22 protein-coding genes are annotated in these 21,308 nt (G+C 71.1%); 8 read left to right on the top strand and 14 right to left on the bottom strand.

What is annotated here, in order from left to right; genetic code table 11:
* Positions 1-57: 57 nt before the first annotated feature.
* A complete protein-coding gene (locus AB5J56_RS17555; RefSeq protein WP_369233684.1) occupies positions 58-1,341 on the top strand; it encodes a thymidine phosphorylase in 1,284 nt (427 codons plus the stop codon).
* 51 nt (positions 1,342-1,392) lie between these two features.
* Here AB5J56_RS17555 and AB5J56_RS17550 read toward each other — a convergent pair whose 3' ends face one another.
* Positions 1,393-2,313, bottom strand: a complete 921-nt coding sequence (locus AB5J56_RS17550) for an AEC family transporter (RefSeq protein WP_369233683.1) — start codon at positions 2,311-2,313, stop codon at positions 1,393-1,395.
* A gap of 120 nt (positions 2,314-2,433) precedes the next feature.
* Here AB5J56_RS17550 and AB5J56_RS17545 point away from each other — a divergent pair, with 120 nt between their 5' ends.
* A complete protein-coding gene (locus tag AB5J56_RS17545) occupies positions 2,434-2,820 on the top strand; it encodes an STAS domain-containing protein (RefSeq protein WP_369233682.1) in 387 nt (128 codons plus the stop codon).
* On the opposite strand, the gene AB5J56_RS17540 is transcribed toward AB5J56_RS17545, so the two are convergent.
* Complete coding sequence (locus tag AB5J56_RS17540; protein ID WP_369233681.1) at positions 2,713-3,720, bottom strand: sigma-70 family RNA polymerase sigma factor; 1,008 nt, start codon at positions 3,718-3,720, stop codon at positions 2,713-2,715. The two genes, AB5J56_RS17545 and AB5J56_RS17540, sit on opposite strands and share 108 nt — an antisense overlap.
* A gap of 580 nt (positions 3,721-4,300) precedes the next feature.
* Positions 4,301-5,617, bottom strand: a complete 1,317-nt coding sequence (locus AB5J56_RS17535; RefSeq protein WP_369233680.1) for an MFS transporter — start codon at positions 5,615-5,617, stop codon at positions 4,301-4,303.
* Between the two features lie 62 nt (positions 5,618-5,679).
* Between AB5J56_RS17535 and AB5J56_RS17530 the strand changes: the two genes are divergently transcribed.
* Positions 5,680-6,642, top strand: coding sequence for a LysR substrate-binding domain-containing protein (locus AB5J56_RS17530; protein ID WP_369233679.1), 963 nt, complete (start codon positions 5,680-5,682; stop codon positions 6,640-6,642).
* A 17-nt stretch (positions 6,643-6,659) separates the two neighbouring features.
* Here AB5J56_RS17530 and AB5J56_RS17525 read toward each other — a convergent pair whose 3' ends face one another.
* Entirely contained in the window at positions 6,660-7,421 is a 762-nt protein-coding gene (locus AB5J56_RS17525; protein ID WP_369233678.1) for an alpha/beta hydrolase, read from the bottom strand.
* 113 nt (positions 7,422-7,534) lie between these two features.
* On the opposite strand from AB5J56_RS17525, the gene AB5J56_RS17520 reads away from it, so the two are divergent.
* Both AB5J56_RS17520 and AB5J56_RS17515 read left to right on the top strand, forming a co-directional pair.
* Positions 7,535-8,650 (top strand): adenosine deaminase, encoded by a 1,116-nt coding sequence (locus tag AB5J56_RS17520; protein WP_369233677.1) that lies wholly within the window; start codon positions 7,535-7,537, stop codon positions 8,648-8,650.
* 171 nt (positions 8,651-8,821) lie between these two features.
* Entirely contained in the window at positions 8,822-9,181 is a 360-nt protein-coding gene (locus AB5J56_RS17515; protein ID WP_356147193.1) for an ATP-binding protein, read from the top strand.
* Positions 9,182-9,261: 80 nt separating this feature from the next.
* Here AB5J56_RS17515 and AB5J56_RS17510 read toward each other — a convergent pair whose 3' ends face one another.
* From AB5J56_RS17510 to afsQ1, 5 genes are all read right to left on the bottom strand, one after another.
* On the bottom strand, positions 9,262-9,462 hold the full coding sequence (locus AB5J56_RS17510) for a PspC domain-containing protein (RefSeq protein ID WP_369233676.1): 201 nt from the start codon (positions 9,460-9,462) through the stop codon (positions 9,262-9,264).
* 111 nt (positions 9,463-9,573) lie between these two features.
* Positions 9,574-10,125 (bottom strand): VanZ family protein, encoded by a 552-nt coding sequence (locus AB5J56_RS17505; protein ID WP_369233675.1) that lies wholly within the window; start codon positions 10,123-10,125, stop codon positions 9,574-9,576.
* A gap of 426 nt (positions 10,126-10,551) precedes the next feature.
* The gene (locus tag AB5J56_RS17500) at positions 10,552-11,166 is read right to left on the bottom strand and encodes a hypothetical protein (RefSeq protein ID WP_369233674.1); all 615 of its coding nucleotides are present in this window, start codon (positions 11,164-11,166) and stop codon (positions 10,552-10,554) included.
* On the bottom strand, positions 11,163-12,731 hold the full coding sequence (locus AB5J56_RS17495) for an ATP-binding protein (RefSeq protein WP_369233673.1): 1,569 nt from the start codon (positions 12,729-12,731) through the stop codon (positions 11,163-11,165). Before AB5J56_RS17495 ends, AB5J56_RS17500 begins: the two co-directional genes overlap by 4 nt.
* Entirely contained in the window at positions 12,728-13,405 is a 678-nt protein-coding gene (afsQ1, locus tag AB5J56_RS17490) for a two-component system response regulator AfsQ1 (protein ID WP_369233672.1), read from the bottom strand. The genes AB5J56_RS17495 and afsQ1 overlap by 4 nt, the downstream gene beginning before the upstream one ends.
* Before the next feature lie 308 nt (positions 13,406-13,713).
* Between afsQ1 and AB5J56_RS17485 the strand changes: the two genes are divergently transcribed.
* Complete coding sequence (locus tag AB5J56_RS17485; protein ID WP_369233671.1) at positions 13,714-14,478, top strand: SigE family RNA polymerase sigma factor; 765 nt, start codon at positions 13,714-13,716, stop codon at positions 14,476-14,478.
* Between the two features lie 212 nt (positions 14,479-14,690).
* On the opposite strand, the gene AB5J56_RS17480 is transcribed toward AB5J56_RS17485, so the two are convergent.
* Complete coding sequence (locus AB5J56_RS17480; protein WP_369233670.1) at positions 14,691-15,320, bottom strand: uridine kinase; 630 nt, start codon at positions 15,318-15,320, stop codon at positions 14,691-14,693.
* Between the two features lie 127 nt (positions 15,321-15,447).
* On the opposite strand from AB5J56_RS17480, the gene AB5J56_RS17475 reads away from it, so the two are divergent.
* Positions 15,448-15,849, top strand: coding sequence for a hypothetical protein (locus tag AB5J56_RS17475; protein ID WP_369233669.1), 402 nt, complete (start codon positions 15,448-15,450; stop codon positions 15,847-15,849).
* Positions 15,850-15,922: 73 nt separating this feature from the next.
* On the opposite strand, the gene AB5J56_RS17470 is transcribed toward AB5J56_RS17475, so the two are convergent.
* Genes AB5J56_RS17470 through deoC form a run of 3 tightly spaced genes read right to left on the bottom strand, consistent with a single transcriptional unit; the run spans position 15,923 to position 19,240 of the window.
* Positions 15,923-16,846, bottom strand: coding sequence for an aldehyde dehydrogenase family protein (locus AB5J56_RS17470; RefSeq protein WP_369233668.1), 924 nt, complete (start codon positions 16,844-16,846; stop codon positions 15,923-15,925).
* Entirely contained in the window at positions 16,839-18,275 is a 1,437-nt protein-coding gene (locus tag AB5J56_RS17465) for an aldehyde dehydrogenase family protein (protein ID WP_369233667.1), read from the bottom strand. Before AB5J56_RS17465 ends, AB5J56_RS17470 begins: the two co-directional genes overlap by 8 nt.
* Positions 18,276-18,280: 5 nt before the next feature.
* Positions 18,281-19,240: a deoxyribose-phosphate aldolase gene (gene deoC / locus AB5J56_RS17460; RefSeq protein ID WP_369233666.1), complete on the bottom strand. Its 960-nt coding sequence runs from the start codon at positions 19,238-19,240 to the stop codon at positions 18,281-18,283.
* A gap of 113 nt (positions 19,241-19,353) precedes the next feature.
* Here deoC and AB5J56_RS17455 point away from each other — a divergent pair, with 113 nt between their 5' ends.
* On the top strand, positions 19,354-19,995 hold the full coding sequence (locus tag AB5J56_RS17455; protein WP_369233665.1) for a PH domain-containing protein: 642 nt from the start codon (positions 19,354-19,356) through the stop codon (positions 19,993-19,995).
* A gap of 34 nt (positions 19,996-20,029) precedes the next feature.
* Here AB5J56_RS17455 and AB5J56_RS17450 read toward each other — a convergent pair whose 3' ends face one another.
* Positions 20,030-21,217, bottom strand: coding sequence for a hypothetical protein (locus tag AB5J56_RS17450; protein WP_369233664.1), 1,188 nt, complete (start codon positions 21,215-21,217; stop codon positions 20,030-20,032).
* Between the last annotated feature and the right edge of the window lie 91 nt (positions 21,218-21,308).

Genomic DNA, 21,308 nt, shown 5'->3' with positions numbered 1-21,308 from the left:
TGGACGACAGAATCGGGAGGGGCCGCAGATGTTCGCAAGTCTTCGGAAGGAACCCCCATGGCCATGGACGCAGTCTCCGTCATCCGCACCAAGCGGGACCGCGGTGAGTTCAGCGACGAGCAGATCGACTGGGTCATCGACGCGTACACCCGCGGCGAGGTCGCGGACTACCAGATGGCCGCCCTCAACATGGCGATCCTCCTCAACGGCATGAACCGCCGCGAGATCGCCCGCTGGACCGCCGCGATGATCGCCTCCGGCGAGCGCATGGAGTTCTCCTCGCTCTCCCGCCCGACCGCCGACAAGCACTCCACGGGCGGCGTCGGCGACAAGATCACGCTGCCGCTGGCCCCGCTCGTGGCGGCCTGCGGCGCGGCGGTCCCGCAGCTGTCCGGGCGCGGCCTCGGCCACACCGGCGGCACCCTCGACAAGTTGGAGTCCATCCCCGGCTGGCGCGCGCTGCTCTCCAACGAGGAGATGCTGCACGTCCTCGACACCACCGGCGCGGTCATCTGCGCGGCGGGCGACGGCCTGGCCCCGGCCGACAAGAAGCTCTACGCGCTGCGCGACGTCACCGGCACGGTCGAGGCGATCCCGCTCATCGCCTCCTCGATCATGTCCAAGAAGATCGCCGAGGGCACCGGCTCGCTCGTCCTGGACGTGAAGGTCGGCTCCGGCGCCTTCATGAAGACCATCGAGGACGCCCGCGAACTCGCCTCCACGATGGTCGGCCTGGGCACGGACCACGGCGTGAAGACGGTCGCCCTCCTCACCGACATGTCCACCCCCCTCGGCCTCACTGCGGGCAACGCCCTGGAGGTCCGCGAGTCCGTCGAGGTCCTCGCCGGCGGCGGTCCCTCGGATGTCGTGGAACTCACCATCGCCCTGGCGCGCGAGATGCTCGACGCGGCGGGCGTGAAGGACGCCGACCCGGCGAAGGCGCTGGCCGACGGCTCCGCGATGGACGTCTGGCGCCGCATGATCGCCGCGCAGGGCGGCGACCCGGACGCCGAACTGCCCACCTCGCGCGAGCAGCACGTCGTCACGGCCCCGTCCTCCGGCGTCCTGACCCGTCTCGACGCCTACGACATCGGTATCGCCGCCTGGCGCCTGGGCGCCGGACGCGCCCGCAAGGAGGACCCGGTGCAGGCCGCCGCGGGCGTCGAGATGCACGCCAAGCCCGGCGACACGGTCACCGCGGGCCAGCCCCTGCTGACCCTCCACACGGACACCCCGGAGCGCTTCGAGTACGCCCTCCAGTCCGTCGAGGGCTCGTACGACATCGCCGCCGCCGGCACGGCCTTCACGCCGAACCCGATCGTGCTGGACCGCATCGCCTGATCCGTACGTCGAACGAGGGGCCGGTGCGCAAGCACCGGCCCCTCATTCATGTCACCCCAGGGCGGCCGCGATCACCACCAGCACCGGCACGGACGCGATGGTGGACAGCAGGATCGACTCCTGGGCCAGCGTCTCGCCGACCCGGTAGCGCGAGGCGTACGTGAAGAGGTTCTGGGCGGCCGGCAGGGCCGAGGTGACCACCACGTCGAGCAGCGGCGCTCCGTGCAGCCCGAAGACGCCGACGGCGAGCGCCCAGGCGGCCAGCGGCTGGCCCACGGACTTCAGCGCGACGGAGAGCAGCACCGGATGCCGGTCGGAGCCGCGGCCGGGCAGCGTGCTGCCGCACAGCGAGATGCCGAACGCCAGCAGTACGGCGGGCACGGACATGCCCCCGATCAGCGTGAGCGGGTCCATCACCGGGCCCGGCACGCTCAGCCCGGTGGCCGAGACGGCGACCCCCGACAGCGAGCCGACCGCGATGGGATTGCGCAGCGGCGTGAGCAGCCGCCGCCACAACGGGCCCTTCTCGCCCTGTCCGGACAGATCCAGCACGGTGAGGGCGATCGGCGTGACCATGATCTGCTGGAACAGCAGCACGGGCGCGACCAGCGAGGCGTCGCCGAGCACGTACACGGCGATCGGGATGCCGAGGTTGCCCGAGTTGACGTAACTGGAGCACAGCGCGCCGATCGTGGTCCGCCCCACGCCCCAGCCCCGTACGACACCGACCGCGACGAAGACTCCGGCCGCCGCGGCCGTGCTCATCGCCGTCACCAGCAGCCGGCTGGAGAAGATCACCGAGAGGTCGGCGCGGGCGAGCGTGGTGAACAGCAGCGCGGGGGAGGCCACATGGAAGGCGAGCTTCGTCAGCACCTCGCGGCCGTTGTCCCCGAGATAGCCGCGCCGCCCGATCACATAGCCGACGCCGATGACGACCGCGATGACCGCGAACCCCGTCAGCACCCCTTGCACGGAGTCTCCCGGGTCGTCGGTCGATCACCGAGTATCGCCGCAGGCGCTGTTTCATGGGGCATACACCCAACCCTCCGGGGCAGGCCGACCCCAGGTCAATGTGATCCTTCCCGGCCCCCGATGAGTTCGGCGCCTCCCGCCGGTCTACCGAGCGTGGATGCCACGACACCTGCCGTACTCGCGCTGCCGGGACCCGTCCGCCGGGACGACGTACCCCGGCTGTGCGACGACGTGCGCGCACTGCTGGAGGCCACCGGCGACGGGGTCGTGGTCTGTGACGTCGCGGGGATCGGGCCGCCGGGCCTCGCCGCCGTCGACGTACTGGCCAGACTGGAGCTCGCCGCCCGGCGGGCCGGGGGCCGGATACGGCTGCGGGACCCCGACCCGGCCCTGCGCGCCCTACTCGACCTGGTCGGCCTCCGCTTCGAGGCTGACGGGCAGCCCGAAGAGCGGGAACCAGCGGGCGGTGTCCAGGAAGCAGTGGAACCCGGTGATCCGCCCCTTTGAGATCTCCAGCACCTGCACCGCCCACGGCACGAAGCCGCCCGACTCCGGGTCCGGCTTGTACTGCGCGAAGCCCGGCAGTCCGTTGACCTCGACCGCGACCAGGCGCGAGCCCTCGCAGGGGGCGCCCAGCGTGGTCATGAAGCCGGTGATGTCGTCCGTGCCGCGCAGCCACAGGTCGAACGGCGGCATCGTCATGATCGCGTCCTCGTGGAGGAGCGCGGTCAGCGCCGTCATGTCGTACCCCTCGAAGGCGGCGACATAGCGCTCAAGGAGCTTCTGCTGCTCCTCGTCGAGCGGGTCGGAGGTGGCGGCGTCGGCACCCTCGCCGTCGCTCTCGGCGAGAGTCGCACGGGCCCGCTGGAGCGCGCTGTTGACCGAGGCGACGGTCGTGCCGAGCAGCTCGGCGACCTCGCTGGCCTTCCACGCCAGCACCTCGCGCAGGATCAGCACGGCCCGCTGCTTGGGCGGCAGTTGCTGCAGCGCGGCCATGAAGGCCAGCCGCACCGACTCCTTGGCCACCGCGGCCTCCGCCGGGTCGCTGACCGTCGGCAGCACCCGGACGTCGGGCATCGGCTCCAGCCATGTGTTGTCCGCACGAGGGTTGAGCGCCGCCTGGGCCAGCGGCGAAGGCGCTGTCAGATCCATGGGCCGGGCCCTCTTGTTCCCCGCGTTCAGCATGTCCAGGCACACATTCGTCGCGATCCGGTACAGCCAGGACCGCATCGAGGAGCGGCCCTCGAACTTGTCGTAGCTGCGCCAGGCGCGGACCATCGTGTCCTGCACCGCGTCCTCGGCCTCGAAGGAGGAGCCGAGCATGCGGTAGCAGTACCCCGTCAGCTCCACCCGGTGCTTCTCCAGCCGGACGTCGAGGTCCGTACCAGTCGCCGTACCGTCGCTCATGCCAACCCACCCCTGTGGCTGTCTCCGTCGTGCCGACGCACCGTTGTGCCGACACCCCGGAAGCTACCGCAGCCCACTGACAATGGCCCCCGCACCAGCAAAACCCCCAGGTCACGGTGACCTGGCAACCAGCCGCCACCGGGGGTGGGTGGGCAAACCCCGGGCGCCCCTGGTTGCCTTGTCACCCGGTGTGGGTGCTGGGCGGGGGTGGGTCGCGCAACTCGGCGCTATCGAGGCGCCGCCTGCGCCCACCCGTGCCGCCCCAGCGGCACGACTGCCCGCAGGGAGGACGGACCGGCGCCGCCGCTGGGTGGGAAGCTGCCCCAGCCCGCACCGCGTGCCCGCAGCAAGCGAGGTACCACCCGCAGTCGCCCACCGGAGGTGACAGCCGCTGGCCACCCCCACGCACCCGCAGTCGCGTACGCACGGAAGGGGCCGTGCCGGTACGTCTCTGCCCGTCGCGTAGCAGACCGCCCGCCAAGTCTCGCCGTATTCAGCCCCCGGGCAGTACGCCCACGCGGCGACGGGCAAGACGAACCGGCACGGCCCCGACCCACAACGCACCCGCAGGCGCCCGGCGTCAGGCGCCCCCGCCAGCGGGACGCCGAGCCGCTCGAGACCCGACCACAGTGATCCCCACAACCCCCACCACAGCCAGCAGCCCGAGCGAGACGGTCCCACCCCACCCGCCCGAGTGGAACGCAACCGCCCCCAGCGTGCTTCCCGCACTGGACCCCACGTAGTACGCCGACTGATACAGCGCGGACGCCTGCGCCCGCCCCCGCTTGGCGGTGTGGCTCACCGACGACGACGCGACCGCATGCCCCGCGAAGAACCCCGCGGTGATCAGCACCAGCCCGAGCAGAACAAGCACCAACGAGTCGGCCAGCGACAGCACCAGCCCCGACGCCGTCGTACCGCCCGCGAGATACAGCGCCCCCCGCCGCCCGAGCCGCCCCACCAGCTTCCCCGCCGTGGAAGCGGAGACCGTACCGACCAGATACACCAGGAAGATCGACCCGACCACACCCTGCGGCAACGAGAACGGCGCCTCGGTCAGCCGGTACCCGATCACCGTGTACACCCCGCCGAACACCATCATGAACAGCGCGCCGATCGCGTACAGCCGCCGCAGCAACGGGTTCCCGAGGTGGTCACGGACGGTACGGGCCAGCACCCGAGGCCGCAGCGACCCCGCCACGAAGTGCCGCGGCGCGGGCAGCAGCAGCCGGAACGCGACCGCGCAGGCGACCGCGACGACCCCGATCACGCCGACGGCGACCCGCCAGCCCCACTCCTGCGCGACCCACCCGGTGATGACGCGCCCGCTCATCCCGCCGACGCTGTTGCCGGCGACGAACAGACCGATCGCGGTGATCAGCGCCTTGGGCCGCACTTCCTCCGCGAGGTAGGCCGTCGCGGAGGCCGGAAGCCCGGCGAGGGCCGCACCCTGCACCGCCCGCAGTGCGATGAGGGCGCCGATCGAGGGGGCGAAGGGGACCAGCATGCCGACCGTCACGGCGACGGCGAGCGACGCCGTCATCAACGTACGCCGCCCGAACCGCTCCGAGAGCGCGCTCATCGGCAGCACGAACAGCGCCAGCGCGCCGGTCGCCGCGGACACCGTCCAGCTCGCCTCGCTCGCGCTCACTCCGAAGTCGCCGGAGACGAGCGGCAGCAGCGCCTGCGTGGAGTACAGAAGCGCGAAGGTCGCGACCCCGGCGAGGAAGAGCGCGAAGCTCATCCGCCGGTATCCGGGCCCGCCGGGGGCCATCCGGGAGTCGATGTCGACAGATGCGACAGACGCGACGGAGGCGGCAGGAACGGCGGTGGAGACGGCAGGAACGGCGACGGCGGCGTCCACGACGGTGGACGCCCCGGTACTGGCGGAAGGCATGTCTCGAACCTAAACAGCAGCCCTTCATCCGTCCAATGCATGGAATCGCCATAATCGTTCCCATGGTGCATCAGCAGAGGTCAGAGGGTCGTCTGTCACCGTCCAGTGACACAGAAGACAGTGCGGGCATGTCGAGGTTGCTCGCCCCACGCCTGGCGTACTTCGCCGGAGTCGCCCGCACCGAGCACGTCACCCGGGCCGCGCAGGAGATGCAGGTCCCGCAGTCGACGCTGTCGCGCGCGATGGTCCGCCTCGAACAGGACCTGGGCGTGGACCTGTTCGCCCGGCACGGCCGCACGGTCTCGCTGACGGCGGCCGGGCGGACATTCCTGACGTCGGTGGAGCGCGCGCTCGCCGAGATCGAGCGGGCGGCCGACGAGGTGCGCGCGGACGCCGACCCGGCCACCGGCAAGGTCGCCTTCGGCTTCCTGCACACGATGGGCTCAGAAACGGTCCCCGGCCTGATCCGTGCCTTCCGCGCCGACCACCCCCGGGTCCGCTTCAGTCTCGTCCAGAACTACGGCGAGGCGATGCTTGAGGGCCTGCGCTCGGGCGAACTGGACCTGTGCCTCACCTCGCCCGTGCCGGACGCGCCCGACCTGGTGGCCCGCCGCCTCGACGAGCAGAAGCTGCGGCTGGTCGTACCGGCCGACCACCGCCTGGCCGCCCGCAAGCGCGTGCGCCTCGCCGAGGCGGCCGACGAGACCTTCGTGACCCTCGAACCCGGCTACGGCATGCGCCGTATCACCGACGACCTGTGCAAGGAGGCGGGGTTCAAGCCGCGTATCGCCTTCGAGGGCGAGGAGGCCGAGACGCTACGAGGACTGGTGGCGGCCGGTCTCGGAGTCGCTCTGCTGCCGCCACCGGCCGTGCCCCGCCCGGGAGTTGTCGAGCTGACGGTCACGGCCCCGCGCGCGGCCCGCGAGATCGGCGTCGCCTGGCTCGACGGCCACCCGGACACCCCACCGGTGGCCGCCTTCAAGAAGTTCCTGCTCTCACGCCGGGGCCACCTGCTGCCCGACTGACGCCCGACCGGCCTCGGTCAGTGCCGCAGTGACTGCCCGAACCCCGCCGCCAGCGGCATCCGCAGCCCCAGTGGCGGCGGCGCGGCGAACGCGTCCTCGACCGGGCGCGAGAAGGACCGGCCGAACAGCGTGCCCAGCACGAAGTCCTCGGCCAGCGACAGGACTTCGGCCCGGTGCTGGGAGAGCGCGTGCCCGTCCGAGTGCACCTCGAAGCGGCAGATGTCCCGGTTGACCTTCTTCGCGCGCGCCGCGAGCCGGAAGGACAGCTCCGGGTCGCTGCGGGCGTCGTTGGTGCCGTGCACGATCATCACGCGCCGCCCTGCCAGTTGCTTCACCGGTTCGGGTGGCGCGGCCACGTCCTCCTCGGGCAGCCAAGGGGCGAGCGCCAGTACGGAGTGGACGGCGTCGTGTCCGCCCGCGCGCAGTGCGGCCCGGCCGCCCATGTCCGTCCCGGCCAGACAGACGGGGACGTCACCGTAGCGGCGTACGACCTCGTCGGCGGCCCAGGCCGCGTCGCGGGCGAGATGTGCCTCGCTGCCGTTCCAGCCCCGAAACCGGTAGTGCACCACATGGGTGACCAGGCCGTCCGTCCGTCCCGTCCGCATGAGGCGGCGCCCCAGCGTCCGTACGGAGGCGGTCGCTGTCATGGGGGACGGCTTACGGGCCGAGACCTCGTCGCCGGCCGGGAGCAGCAGCACCACCCCGCTCACCGCCGTCGGTTCCGGGCCGAGCGCCCTCCCCAGCCGGGCCCTGCGAACCGGCGTCGCTTGCTGTGCCATGACAGAACAGTGTCAGAAGCGACGGTGTACGCCACCCGTCCGCAGGGTCACCGTTGCGTATCGACGGATCGGCGTTACCGGAGCTCTACGCGCGTAGGCGCTATGGTGCGGAAATGACGAGCCAGATCCCGAACATCCCGAGCTCGGAACAGATCCGCCGGGCACCCAAGGTCCTGCTGCACGATCACCTCGACGGGGGCCTGCGCCCCGGCACGATCGTCGAACTCGCCCGCGAAACGGGCTATGAGGGTCTCCCCGAGACCGACGCCGACAAGCTCGGCCTCTGGTTCCGCGAGGCCGCCGACTCCGGGTCCCTGGAACGGTACTTGGAGACCTTCGCGCACACCTGCGCCGTCATGCAGACCCGCGAGGCCCTCTTCCGGGTCGCCGCCGAGTGCGCCGAGGACCTCGCCGAGGACGGTGTCGTCTACGCCGAGGTGCGGTACGCGCCCGAACAGCACCTGGAGGCCGGGCTCAGCCTCGAAGAGGTCGTCGAGGCCGTCAACGAGGGCTTCCGGGAAGGCGAGCGGCGGGCGAAGGAGAACGGCCACCGCATCCGCGTCGGCGCGCTGCTCACCGCCATGCGGCACGCCGCACGTGCCCTGGAGATCGCCGAACTCGCCAACCGCTACCGGGACGTGGGCGTCGTCGGCTTCGACATCGCCGGTGCGGAAGCCGGGTTCCCGCCCACCCGGCACCTCGACGCGTTCGAGTACCTCAAGCGCGAGAACAACCACTTCACGATCCACGCCGGGGAGGCCTTCGGGCTGCCGTCCATCTGGCAGGCCCTGCAGTGGTGCGGCGCCGACCGGCTCGGACACGGAGTCCGCATCATCGACGACATCGAGGTCGACGCCGACGGCTCGGTGAAGCTCGGACGGCTCGCCTCCTACGTCCGCGACAAGCGCATCCCGCTGGAGCTCTGCCCCAGCTCCAACCTCCAGACCGGCGCCGCCGCCTCATACGCGGAGCACCCGATCGGGCTGCTGCGGAAGCTGCATTTCCGGGCGACCGTGAACACGGACAACCGCCTCATGTCGGGTACCAGCATGAGCCGGGAATTCGAGCACCTTGTCGAGGCATTCGGTTACACGCTCGATGATCTCGGTTGGTTCTCGGTCAATGCTATGAAGTCAGCATTCATTCCTTTCGATGAACGACTGGCCATGATCAATGACGTGATCAAGCCCGGCTATGCCGAACTGAAAGCCGAATGGCTGTTCCGATAGAACCCATCCCACCTGCGGTTATCTGCGGGTTTGGAGGTGGATGAGGGAATCAGAAAGCGGTCGGGTCTTCACGACTCGTCCGCTTTTTGATGTTTGCGGAGGGCGGCTTTGCGTGTTTACGGTCTTGGACCGCTCACCTCCCCGTCTCACGGATCCAAGGACGCATTCAAAATGAAGCAGTCTGCTGCCAAGACCCTCGGTGTCGCCGCTCTCGGTGCCGCCTTCGCCGCTGCGGGCGCGGGTGCCGCGAACGCGGCGCCGGCCGTGCCGGACGCCTCCTCGGCGCTGAGCACCGTCACCCAGACGCTGCCGGCGGAGAACGTCGCCAAGGCGCTGCCCGGCGCGGGCGAGGCGCTCGCCCAGGGGCAGAGCGCGCTGGGTGCGGGCGTGGCCGCGGCTCAGCCCGCCGCCGCGCGCATCCTCGCCGACGGGCCGACCGCGCCGGTGGCGGGGCTGCTCGGCGGGCTGCCGCTGGCCAACAGCGGTCTGCCGACGCACGGTCTGCCGCTGAACGGTCTGCCGCTCGGCTGAGCCGACTCTGTCGTACGTACGCCGGTGGGGCGCACCCTGGTTCGGGTGCGCCCCACCGGCGTACGGCGTGTGCGGCTGCCTTACCAGGCCGTGCGGGCCTTGTCCTCGGACGGGAACAGGATCCACAGCGCTATGTAGAGCAGGAACTGCGGGCCCGGGAGCAGACAGGACAGCACGAAGATCACGCGCATCGTGGTCGCGGAGGTGCCGAAGCGCCGTGCCAGCGCTGCGCACACTCCGCCGATCATCCGGCCGTTGGTGGGGCGGGCAATGGCGGTCATGGTGGCTCCTTCGTGAACCGTGAGTCGGTCGTAGATGTCGGTTCTCGGCCGGGATTTTCCGCGGCTTCGATGTCTACAACGTTACGGAGACGAAGCGGGCGAAGCGTCGCTCTACGGTGCGATCCCGACCCTGGGAATCGTCGGGGTCCGACCCTGAGCCGGTTCCTCCCGGGGGAGGGCCCTGCTCTGCCGCGTCTCGGCCCTTCGGCGGAGCCGGGCCCTTGCGGCGGGCACGATCGCCAGGTGGGCCAGGGCGACGCCGACCGAGTTCAGCAGGATCGAGTCGATGTCGACGACCTGGCCGGGGACGCCGGTCTGCAGGAGTTCGATGCCTGTGGAGATCAGGGCGCCGGCGGCGAAGGTGCGGAGCAGGGAGCCGAGCGGGGAGACGGTGAGCTTGCCGCCTGCCATGGGGAGCAGCACCCCGAGGGGGGCGAGGAGGGCGAGGCCCTCGCCGATGCGGCGGGCCGCCTCCTGGGGGCTGAGCGCGAGGTCGGCTCTGATGCCGGCGAACGGGCGCAGGTTGGCCGCGCTCACCCAGGGGACGTCCAAGGGGCGCAGCATGAGCCAGGCGACGAGCGCGAGGTGTGCGACCAGGAGGACACCTCCTGCCACACGGACGCGGGTCACGGCACTGCCGCCGTCTGAGCCTTGACGCTGCACGACCCCCAAGACGCGGGGGTCGGCGGGATCGGTTCCGGGTTCCCCGTGTGCCTTTCTCTGGCGGGGCGCCGTTCGCGGTGCGGCCGGTGGGTGGGTCGGGGCCGTGCCGGTACGTTCTGCCCGTCGCCGCGTGGGCGTACTGCCCGGGGTTGGTACACGGCGGGACTTGGCGGGCGGTCTGCTACGCGACGGGCAGGAACGTACCGGCACGGCCCCTTGCGCCGGTGGGCGACTGCGGGTGCGTGGGGGCTGCGGGGCGGCGGGTCCGTCCTCCCTGCGGGCAATCGTGCCGCTGGGGCGGCACGGGTGGGCGCAGGCGGCGCCTCGCTAGCGCCGAGTTGCGTGACCCACCCCCGCCCAGCACCCACGCCGGGCGACAAGGAAGAAGAGGGTGACCGGGGTTTGCCCGCCCACCCCGGGGAGGGGTCAGGTGCCGTTGGCCTCGGTGGAGGGTGGGGTGGTGGCGGCGGGGGAGGCGCGGACCTCGGGGGTGCATTCGTAGCGGCGGAGGCGGACGGTGTCGGGGCCGCCGAGGAGAACCGACCCGTCGTCCTGCGCGGCGGCGGAGTCGGAGAAGGTGCAGACGATCTGCGCGAGAGCGGAGGGCGTCAGATCCTGCGGCGGCGTGCTCAGGCGGAGCGTGTCGTCGGGGTCCTTGCCCCGCGGCCCGCTCACGGTCATCCCGCCCCGCACGGCGGTGGTGTACCCGGCCTGCTGCTCGACCGCGGACGGCGTCTCGGCCAGCTCGTCGAGCAGCCCCTGCGCGACGAGGACACGCCGCTCCGCCTCCGCCGTACCGTCCGGAATCCGCACCGACCGGTCGACGGTCACCAGCGTCGAGGAGCAGAGCAGGAAGACCTGGACCGGGACGCCCCGGGAGCTCTGTGTGGTGATGTCCGCGCCGGACAGGGCGCAGGGCACCAGCGAGGGCGCGGGACCGAAGTCCGTGGGCACCTGCGTCGCCCGGATCCCGCAGCCGGTGAGGACGGCGGCCAGGACGGGGAGGGCCAGCCCGAGGAGGACGCCTCGTCGTACGGTCATCTGGCGTTGCCCTCCGTGCCGTTGGCGCCGTTCTGCTCTTCGTCGGCGAGGATCTCCGACGCGTCCTGCGGGAGCCGGAGCGTGAAGACGGCACCGCCCTTGGCGGAGTTGGCCGCCGTGATCTCGCCGCCGTGGATGTGCGCGTTCTCCAGCGCGATGGAGAGGCCGAGGCCGCTGCCCTCGGAGCGGGGACGGCTCGCGCTCGCCTTGTAGAAGCGGTCGAAGACGTGCGGGAGGACGTCCTCGGGGATGCCGGGCCCGTGGTCCTGGACCTCGATCAGCAGGTCGTCGCCCTCTTCGCGGACGGTCACCCGGACCGGCGAACCGCCGTGCTTGAGCGCGTTGCCGATCAGGTTCGCCAGGATGACGTCGAGGCGGCGCGGGTCCAGGCGGGCCATCCGGCCGCGCTCGGCGTTCAGTTCCACCGCGTCCAGCCAGGCGCGCGCGTCGATGCACGAGGTGATCTGGTCGGCGATGTCCACGTCGTCGAGGACCAGTCGGGCGGTGCCCGCGTCGAAGCGGGTGACCTCCATCAGGTTCTCGACGAGGTCGTTGAGGCGGCGCGTCTCGCTGACGACCAGCCGTACGGCCGGTTCGATCATCGGGTCCACGCTGCCCGTCTCCGCGTCCAGCTCCTCTTCGAGGATCTCCGTCACGGCGGTGATCGCGGTGAGCGGCGTACGGAGTTCGTGGGACATGTCCGCCACGAAGCGGCGGGACGCCTCGTCGCGGGCGCTCATGTCGGCCACGCGTTTTTCGAGGGCCTCCGCCGTGTGGTTGAACGTACGGGAGAGGTCCGCGAGTTCGTCCGTGCCCGACACGCGCAGCCGGGTGTCGAGCTTGCCCTCGCCGAGGCGGCGGGCCGCGGTGCCCAGGCGGTGCACCGGCTTGAGGACCGTGGTCGCGGCGGCCTGCGCGAGCAGCGCCGAGCCGATCAGCGCCAGACCCGTCGCGATACCCAGCGACCAGGCAAGGGAGTTGAGGTCCTTCGCCTCCGGCTCGAGGGACTTGAGCATGTAGCCCGTCGTCGTACCGCCGATGACCTTCGCGCCGCCCACCAGGTACGGCTTGCCGTCGTCGGTGATCCGCTGCCAGTACAGGTGGTACTGGTACTTGTTGTTCGAGGACAGCTCCTGCTCCTCGTTCACCGCCTTCTGGAGGGAGTCGGGGACGTCCTCCAGCGTGAAGGTGTCCAGGGCGGAGTTCCCGGAGATCTGCCTGCCGTTCGCGTCCTTCGCCACCAGGAGCACGCTGAAGCGCTGGCTGCTGTTGGCCATCTGCCCGGCCGTGCGCCGCAGTTCGTCCTGCGCCGGGCGCTCGGGCAGCATGCTCGCGTGGTTGCGCATCTCCTGCTGGAAGTCGCGCAGCACGGCGTCCTGGGCACGGGTGAGCACGGCCTCGCGATTGAGCCAGTACGCGATGCCCGACGCCGACACGGCGGCGGTGAGCGCCACCAGACCGAACACCACGACCAGGCGCAGCCGCAGGCTGGTGAAGCGCAGACCCGAAAGTATTGCCTTGCGCGCCGCGGCCCAGCCGCGGAGCTTGTCCTGCGGTTTGGTCACTGAGGATTGTCCAGCCGGTAGCCGACTCCACGCACAGTGCGGATCAGAGTGGGAGAGGAGGGCACGTCCTCGACCTTCGCGCGCAGCCGCTGCACACAGGCATCGACCAGGCGCGAGTCGCCGAGGTAGTCGTGCTCCCAGACCAGCCGCAGCAACTGCTGCCGGGACAGGGCCTGTCCGGGCCGGCGGCTCAGCTCGAGGAGCAGCCGCAGCTCGGTGGGCGTCAGCTGCAGGTCCTCGCCGTTCTTGGTGACCGTCATCGCGGCACGGTCGATGACGAGGGAGCCGAACGTCGCCGAGTCGTTGGCCTCGCGCTCGCCGCGGCGCAGCACCGCCCGGATCCGGGCGTCGAGCACCCGCCCCTGCACGGGCTTGACGACATAGTCGTCGGCGCCGGACTCCAGTCCGACCACCACGTCGATGTCGTCGCTGCGCGCGGTCAGCAGAATGATCGGCAGCTGGTCGGTGCGCCGGATGCGCCGGCACACCTCGAATCCGTCGATGCCGGGCAGCATCACGTCCAGCACGATCAGATCCGGCCGCGCCTCGCGCAGCAGCTTCAGGCCGTCCTCGCCGGTGGCAGCAGTGGCCACACGGTGTCCCTGGCGCGTCAAAGAGAGCTCCAGGGCCGTACGGATGGCGTCGTCGTCCTCGATCAGCAACAGGGAAGGCACGGACGTCATTCTGGCCCATGTCATGGCGGTGTTTCGACCGTTGGAGCGCTCCCACCCATTCCCCGCACAGATGAGAGGCCCTTCAAGGTCACCGAGGGGTCATCTGCGTAGTCGTACGGCTCTTCTCTGTGATCGGCCTGTGCCGCGCCTGGCCTTAGCCCCTGTGACAGGTCTGTGACAGTCGGCGGACACGGCCATGAAGTCCCCCGGGCAAGCTTTTCGACACAAGCAAGAGAGCAAGACGGCGAGACCGCAGGACAGCACGACAGCACGACAGGAAACCGGGACTCCACGACGGGGGGCGCGAGATGAACACGCTGCACAGCACCAGCACTAGCGCAGTTGCAGTTGTCACGCGTCTGCACGACGTGGCCCGGAACACCGAGAAGTCCGGTGCCGTGAGCGGGCGGGGGTGCGCTCGCGGCACCGGGCGTCAGCACACCGCGTACATGACGGTGGTTGACGGTTTCACGGGGGGAAGTGCCAACGGGGGAGCGGTAGCTCACGGGGGAGCCGCGTACGGGGAGGTCACGGGGGAACGCCGCTCGGCGTCGGAGGCGGAGTTCACCGCCTACGTCGAGGAGCGTCGTGCCTCCCTGTACGCAACCGCCTACCACCTGACCGGTGATCGCTTCGAGGCCGAGGACCTGCTGCAGAGCGCGCTGTTCTCGACGTACCGGGCCTGGGACCGGATCAGCGACAAGGCCGCGGTCGGGGGCTACCTCCGCCGCACCATGACCAATCTGCACATCAGCGCGTGGCGCCGCCGCAAGCTGAACGAGTACCCGACCGAGGAACTGCCGGAGACCGCCGGTGACACGGACGCGATGCGCGGCACCGAGCTGCGCGCCGTGCTGTGGCAGGCGCTCGCCCGGCTGCCCGAACTCCAGCGCACGATGCTGGTCCTCCGTTACTACGAGGGCCGCACCGACCCGGAGATCGCGGAAATCCTCGACATCAGTGTCGGCACGGTGAAGTCCAGCATCTGGCGGTCGCTCCGCCGGCTGCGCGAGGACGAGGTCCTCAGCTTCGGCCGTGACGAGGAGGAATCCTTCGGGGAGCTTGTCGCCTGAGGGTGCGGGGGGAGCAAGTAACGGGGGTAGTACGGGGGCTGTCCGTCACTCCGGGGGGAGGCGGCGGGCAGAGCACATCACGGGGGATGCGGTACCGGGGGGAACCGACGGGGTCACGGGGGACCACGGAGGGGGAACCACGGGGGAGCACAGGAAAATGCGGGACTGGAGGGCCGGGGGGTCCATCCAGTCCCGCTTTTTTGTGTACGGGGTTACGCCGTCGCCTTCGCGCAGCGACCGGCGGCAGCCGCCGCCAGTCGCCCGAGTGCCTCGTCCTTGTCGCAGGCGTGCGCGCCCAGTTCCGTCTGGCGGGCCACGATCGAGCGCTCGGTGCGCATCAGGCGCCAGCCGCGGCGGAGCAGGAACGGCACCGACTTGCGGCCCTCCTTGAGGTCGCGCAGGAAGCGCCGGCGGAACGTGGTGACCGGGCCGCGGGTCAGGCACAGCGCGTCGGCCAGCACGCCCAGTTCGCGGCAGCGCTCGACGATCTCGGCGGCGAAGATGCCCTCCGCGATGAACAGCGGCGTCCGCTCGATGTGCAGCGTCTCCGTGCCCGTGCGGGCGCTCAGCGAGATGTCGTACACGGGAATGGTCGTATGCCCCGTACGGCACAGCTCGGTGATCGCCTCGACCGCGGTGTCCGCGTCCCACGACAGCGGGTGGTCCCAGTCGATGTCCGAGCTGCCCTCCACCTGCGGCAGCGTCGGGTCCGTGCACTCCTTGTAGAAGTCGTCGAGCCGGAGCACGGGCAGGCCCGAGCGGGCGGCGAGGAGCGACTTTCCGGAGCCGGACGGGCCGGACAGCAGAACGACTCGGGTGGGTATCGGGGGATGGGAACTCACGAGAGTCCAGTGTGAGGCATCGCGCGGCTCCTGCCGACCCAGCGGGTCGACGTTGGAGCACACATCACACCTCAACTACCCTTCGTGTCGACCCGATTACTCTCAGCAGTAGAAGGTGGCAGCAGCCATGGCACGACACGCCCCCCTCCACCACCCGACCGCCCAGCGTGCTCTGGTCGCCCTCGCGACCGCGGGCGCGGCACTGGGGGCGGGTGCGGCCACGGCCGCGGCGGACACCGCCCCGATCGTCGACGCCATGCGCACCCGGCCCACCTCGATCGGCAACATCGACCCGCAGGCGGGGCTCGGGGCGCTCACCGGAACGGTCGGGTACGTCACCGGGCCGGTCGCCGGTCTCAAGCCCAACCCGCTGGCGGGCACGGGGGTCGACCCGCTCGACAACGGAGTCGGCACCCAGCTCGCCGACTTCAAGCCCCTGACCTCGCAGGCGCTGACCGGGCCGCTGGCGCAGGCGCCGTCGATCGGCAGCATCCCCCTGGTCGGCCAGGCGGTCGAGGGCCTGCGCTGAACCGGGATCGCGGAAGAGAGCCGCGCTTCCCCCGGACGGAGGGGAGGCGCGGCTCTCTGGTCCCTGGCGGTCCTCAGTAGGCGGAGCCGGACGCGCCCAGCGAACCCGTCGGGTGCCAGACCGTCTTGGTCTCCAGGAAGGCCGTCAGGCGATCGATGCCCGGAGCCGCCGAATAATCCACAGGCTGTGGACGAAGAACGCGCTTCAGGTTGTCCGCCGCCGCGATCTCCAGCTCCTTCGCCAGGCCATCGTCGGTGCCGGCGCCGGCGAGGTCGATCGCGTTGACGTCCTGGTGCGCGGCCAGCGGCGCCGCGATCTCCGCCGTACGGCCGGACAGGATGTTGACGACACCGCCCGGGAGGTCGGAGGTGGCGAGCACCTCGCCCAGGGACAGGGCGGGGAGCGGGGACTTCTCGGACGCGATCACGATCACCGTGTTGCCGGTCGCGATCACCGGGGCGATCACCGAGACCAGGCCCAGGAAGGACGACTCCTGGGGGGCGAGGACGGTGACGACACCCGTCGGCTCGGGGGAGGAGAGGTTGAAATACGGGCCCGCGACCGGGTTCGCGCCGCCCACCACCTGGGCGATCTTGTCGGTCCAGCCCGCGTACCAGACCCAGCGGTCGATCGCCGCGTCCACGACCGTGGCCGCCTTCGCCTTCGACAGGCCCTCGGCGTCCGCGACCTCGCGCACGAACTGGTCCCTCCGGCCCTCCAGCATCTCGGCGATGCGGTAGAGGATCTGGCCGCGGTTGTACGCCGTCGCGCCGGACCAGCCGCCGAACGCCTTGCGGGCGGCGACGACCGCGTCACGGGCGTCCTTGCGGGACGAAAGGGGCGCGTTCGCCAGCCAGTTGTTCTTGGAGTCGGTCACCTCGTACACCCGGCCGCTCTCCGAACGCGGGAACTTCCCGCCGACGTACAGCTTGTAGGTCTTGAACACGCCGAGACGCTGCTGCTCGGACTTCTCGGTGTTCTTGGGCTTCTCAGACATCGAGGTACGCCTCCAGGCCGTGGCGACCGCCCTCGCGGCCGAAGCCCGACTCCTTGTACCCGCCGAACGGCGAGGTCGGGTCGAACTTGTTGAACGTGTTGGACCAGATGACGCCCGCGCGGAGCTTGTTCGCGACGGCGAGGATGCGGGAGCCCTTCTCGGTCCAGATGCCCGCCGAGAGGCCGTACGCGGAGTTGTTGGCCTTGGCGACCGCCTCGTCCGGGGTGCGGAACGTGAGAACGGACAGCACCGGGCCGAAGATCTCGTCGCGGGCGACGGTGTGCGCCTGGGTGACGTTCGTGAAGAGCGTCGGGGCGAACCAGTAGCCGGCGGACGGGAGTTCGCACTCCGGGGACCAGCGCTCGGCGCCCTCGGCCTCGCCCTGCTCGACGAGCGAGGTGATGCGGGACAGCTGCTCCTGCGAGTTGATCGCGCCGATGTCCGTGTTCTTGTCGAGCGGGTCGCCGAGGCGCAGCGTCGAGAGCCGGCGCTTCAGGCTGTCGAGGAGCTCGTCGTGGATCGACTCCTGGACCAGCAGGCGGGAGCCCGCGCAGCAGACCTGGCCCTGGTTGAAGAAGATGCCCTGGACGATGCCCTCGACGGCCTGGTCGATCGGGGCGTCGTCGAAGACGATGTTCGCGCCCTTGCCGCCCAGTTCGAGCGTGACCTTCTTGTGCGAGCCCGCGACCTGGCGGGCGATCGCCTTGCCGACGGCGGTGGAACCGGTGAAGGCCACCTTGTTCACGTCCGGGTGCTCGACGAGGGCCGCGCCCGTGTCGCCGTACCCGGGAAGGATGTTGACGACGCCCTTGGGCAGGCCCGCCTGGCGGCAGATGTCCGCGAAGAAGAGAGCCGAGAGAGGGGTCGTCTCGGCGGGCTTCAGGACCACCGTGTTGCCGGTGGCCAGCGCGGGGGCGATCTTCCACGCCAGCATCAGCAGCGGGAAGTTCCAGGGGATGACCTGGCCCGCGACACCCAGCGGGCGCGGGTTCGCGCCGAACCCGGCGTGGTCGAGCTTGTCGGCCCAGCCCGCGTAGTAGAAGAAGTGCGCGGCGACCAGGGGGAGGTCGGCGTCGCGTGTCTCCTTGATGGGCTTGCCGTTGTCCAGGGTCTCCAGGACGGCCAGTTCGCGGCTGCGCTCCTGGATGATCCGCGCGATACGGAAGAGGTACTTGGCGCGCTCGGAGCCGGGCAGCGCCGACCACTTCTGGAACGCCCTGCGGGCGGCCTTCACCGCGCGGTCGACGTCCGCCTCGCCCGCCTGGGCGATCTCGGAGAGGACCTCCTCGGAGGAGGGGGAGACCGTCTTGAAGACGCGGCCGTCGGCCGCCTCCACGAACTCGCCGTCGATGAACAGCCCGTAGGAGGGGGCGATGTCGACGACGGAGCGGGACTCGGGCGCCGGTGCGTACTCGAATACGGATGCCATGGTGATCAGTCCACCGTCACATAGTCGGGGCCGGAGTAGCGGCCGGTGGCCAGCTTCTGACGCTGCATCAGCAGGTCGTTCAGGAGCGAGGAGGCGCCGAAGCGGAACCAGTGGTTGTCCAGCCAGTCCGCGCCCGCCGTCTCGTTCACCAGGACCAGGAACTTGATCGCGTCCTTGGTGGTGCGGATGCCGCCGGCGGGCTTCACGCCGACCTGTACCCCGGTCTGGGCGCGGAAGTCACGCACCGCCTCCAGCATCAGGAGCGTGTTCGCGGGCGTCGCGTTGACCGCGACCTTGCCCGTGGAGGTCTTGATGAAGTCGGCGCCGGCCAGCATGCCGAGCCAGGAGGCCCGACGGATGTTGTCGTACGTCGACAGCTCGCCGGTCTCGAAGATGACCTTCAGCCGGGCGCTCGTCCCGCAGGTCTCCTTCACGGCGACGATCTCGTCGTACACCTTCAGATAGTGGCCCGAGAGGAACGCCCCGCGGTCGATGACCATGTCGATCTCGTCGGCACCCGCGGCGATCGCGTCGCGCACGTCGGCCAGCTTCACGTCGAGCGCGGCGCGGCCCGCCGGGAAGGCGGTGGCGACGGAGGCGACCTTCACGCCGGAACCGGCGACGGCCGACTTCGCGGTCGCCACCATGTCGGGATAGACGCAGACCGCGGCCGTGCTGGGCGTCGTGCGGTCGGTCGGGTCGGGGCGGACCGCCTTGGCGCCGAGCGCCCGGACCTTGCCCGGGGTGTCCGCGCCTTCCAGCGTCGTCAGGTCGACCATCGAGATGGCGAGGTCGATGGCGTACGCCTTCGCGGTCGTCTTGATGGATCGGGTGCCGAGTGAGGCGGCGCGCGCCTCCAGGCCGACCGCGTCGACGCCGGGCAGCCCGTGAAGGAAGCGGCGCAGCGTGCTGTCGGACGCGGTCACGTCCGTGAGCGTATGAGCAGCGTGTGCAGAGGTGGGCATGGTCACCAGCCGAGCATATCTACGCGCGTAGCTGCTGTACACCCCGGGGTGCTCATCGTGCGAGCAGCCACCGCGGATGAGCGCCGTGCGCTTCGTCGGGCAGAATCGGGGCCATGACGACCCCGGACCACCAGTCTCCCCCACCGGACGCCTCGCGACCCGAGTCGAAGGACCGGACCTACCGGTCGCCCTCCGGTATCGCGGGCGGCGTCCTGCTGCTCGGCATCGCGGGCTGGCTCGGCATCGACGCCCTGATCCAGGGCCATGGCCGCACACCCTGGCTCGCGCTCGCCGCGCTGATCCTCCTCGTGCCGCTGGTGTCCGCCTTCACGCTGCGCCCCGCCGTCTTCGCGAACGAGGACCGGATGCGCATCCGCAACCCGTTCCGCGTCGTCGTCCTGCCCTGGGGCTCGGTCGTCTCGCTGCGGTCCGGCTACTCCAACGAGGCCGTGACCGCCTCCGGCGCCAAGTACCAGCTGTGGGCCGTGCCCGTCTCGCTGCGCGCCCGCAAGAGCGCGGCCCGGCGGCAGGCGCGCGGGGCCGCCGCCGACACCGGCGACGGCACGACCGCGCTGGCGACCCGGCCCAGCCGCGCCCAGACCGACCAGATCATGGACGACCTGCGCGAGCTGGCCGAGACCCGCGGCAAGGCGGAGAGCGCCCAGGGCGAGCCGAGCGTGCGCTGGGCGTACGAGATCATGGGGCCCGCGGCCGCGGGCGCGGTACTGCTGGCGATCCTGCTGGCCGTGGGCTGACGGGTTCGCTTCTCCGGCGCCCTGAAAGTGCTCCTCAGGGCGCGCTCGGCCACACCAGCATCATGTACGCGCCGCAGTACGCCGACCCCAGCACCGCCGCCGTCAGCGTGAGCGTGACGTAGCGGGCCGAGGCGCGGGACAGGTGCCGGGCCAGCGGGAGGAGGAGCGGGAAGGCGGGGAGGAGGAAGCGGGCGCGCGGGAAGTAGACGCCGCCGCTGCCCAGGACGATCAGCAGCAGGACACCCGCGAAGATCAGCAGGGGCCCCGGCTGGCGGTCCCAGGCGGCGAGGGCGAGCAGCGCGACCGAGGCGAGCAGCGTGCCGGTGACCATCACCAGGAACAGCTCGGGCGTGGAGTCGTACGCCAGGTACTCGCGCATCCGCCGCAGGGTCTCCGCGCCGCCGTCCCACTCGTTGTGCCACAGCCGCTGTACGGCGAAGTAGCCGTCCCAGCGGCCCAGCCGCAGCCCCACCCAGCCGACGTACGCGAGCCAGCCCGCCGGGGCGAGGCAGGCGGCCGCGAGGACGCGGGCCGAGAAGCGGCGGCGCAGCGCGAGCAGGGCGGTCACGGTGACCGCGGCCGCCACGGCGATACCCGTCGGCCGGGTCAGCCCCGCCAGCGCCGCCAGCGAGGCCGCCCACAGCCAGCGGCGGGTGAGCACCGCGTACAGCGACCAGGCGGCGAAGGCCGTGAACAGCGACTCCGTGTAGCCCATCCACTGCACCAGGCCGACCGGCAGCGCCGCCCACAGCACGGTGAGCAGCACGCCCACACGGCGGCCGTGCAGCCGGTGGCCCACCGAGAAGATCCCCCAGGCGGCGCCGAACGACGCGCCGACCGCGATCACCAGCCCCGTCATCGCACGCGTGCCCGGCGTCACCGCCGCGACCGCCTTCACCAGGACCGGGTAGAGCGGGAAGAAGGCGAGGTTGTTCGCGTCGTACGCGGTACCCAGCTCGCGCGAGTACCCGTGACCGGCGATCCCCAGATACCAGTGCGCGTCCCACTGCGTCGCCAGCGTCGGCCACACGCCGTGGTGCTGCCGGTGCGCCCAGAGAGCGAGCACGAGCAGGCCCACGAGGCGTACGCCGGCGTAGGCGAGGAGGGCGGGCGCCGCGCGGCGCAGGGCGCGGAGCACGCGCGTGTGGAGGGCGGACGCGGGGGTGCGGGAGGAGCCTGGGCGGCGGGTGCCCGGGAAGCTGCCGGGGAGGAGTCCGCCCATGGGCTTCCGGGAAACCGGCGGCTTCCGGGGTGGGGCGGATGTCGGCCGGGAAGCGGTCGAGGACACGCGGCAGCTCCAGGGACTCGGCGGT

Origin of the sequence: Streptomyces sp. R21, from assembly GCF_041051975.1 — a bacterium.
GTDB lineage: Bacteria > Actinomycetota > Actinomycetes > Streptomycetales > Streptomycetaceae > Streptomyces.
Note: the sequence above shows the minus strand (reverse complement) of the source record. Positions and strands in the feature narration are given on the sequence as shown.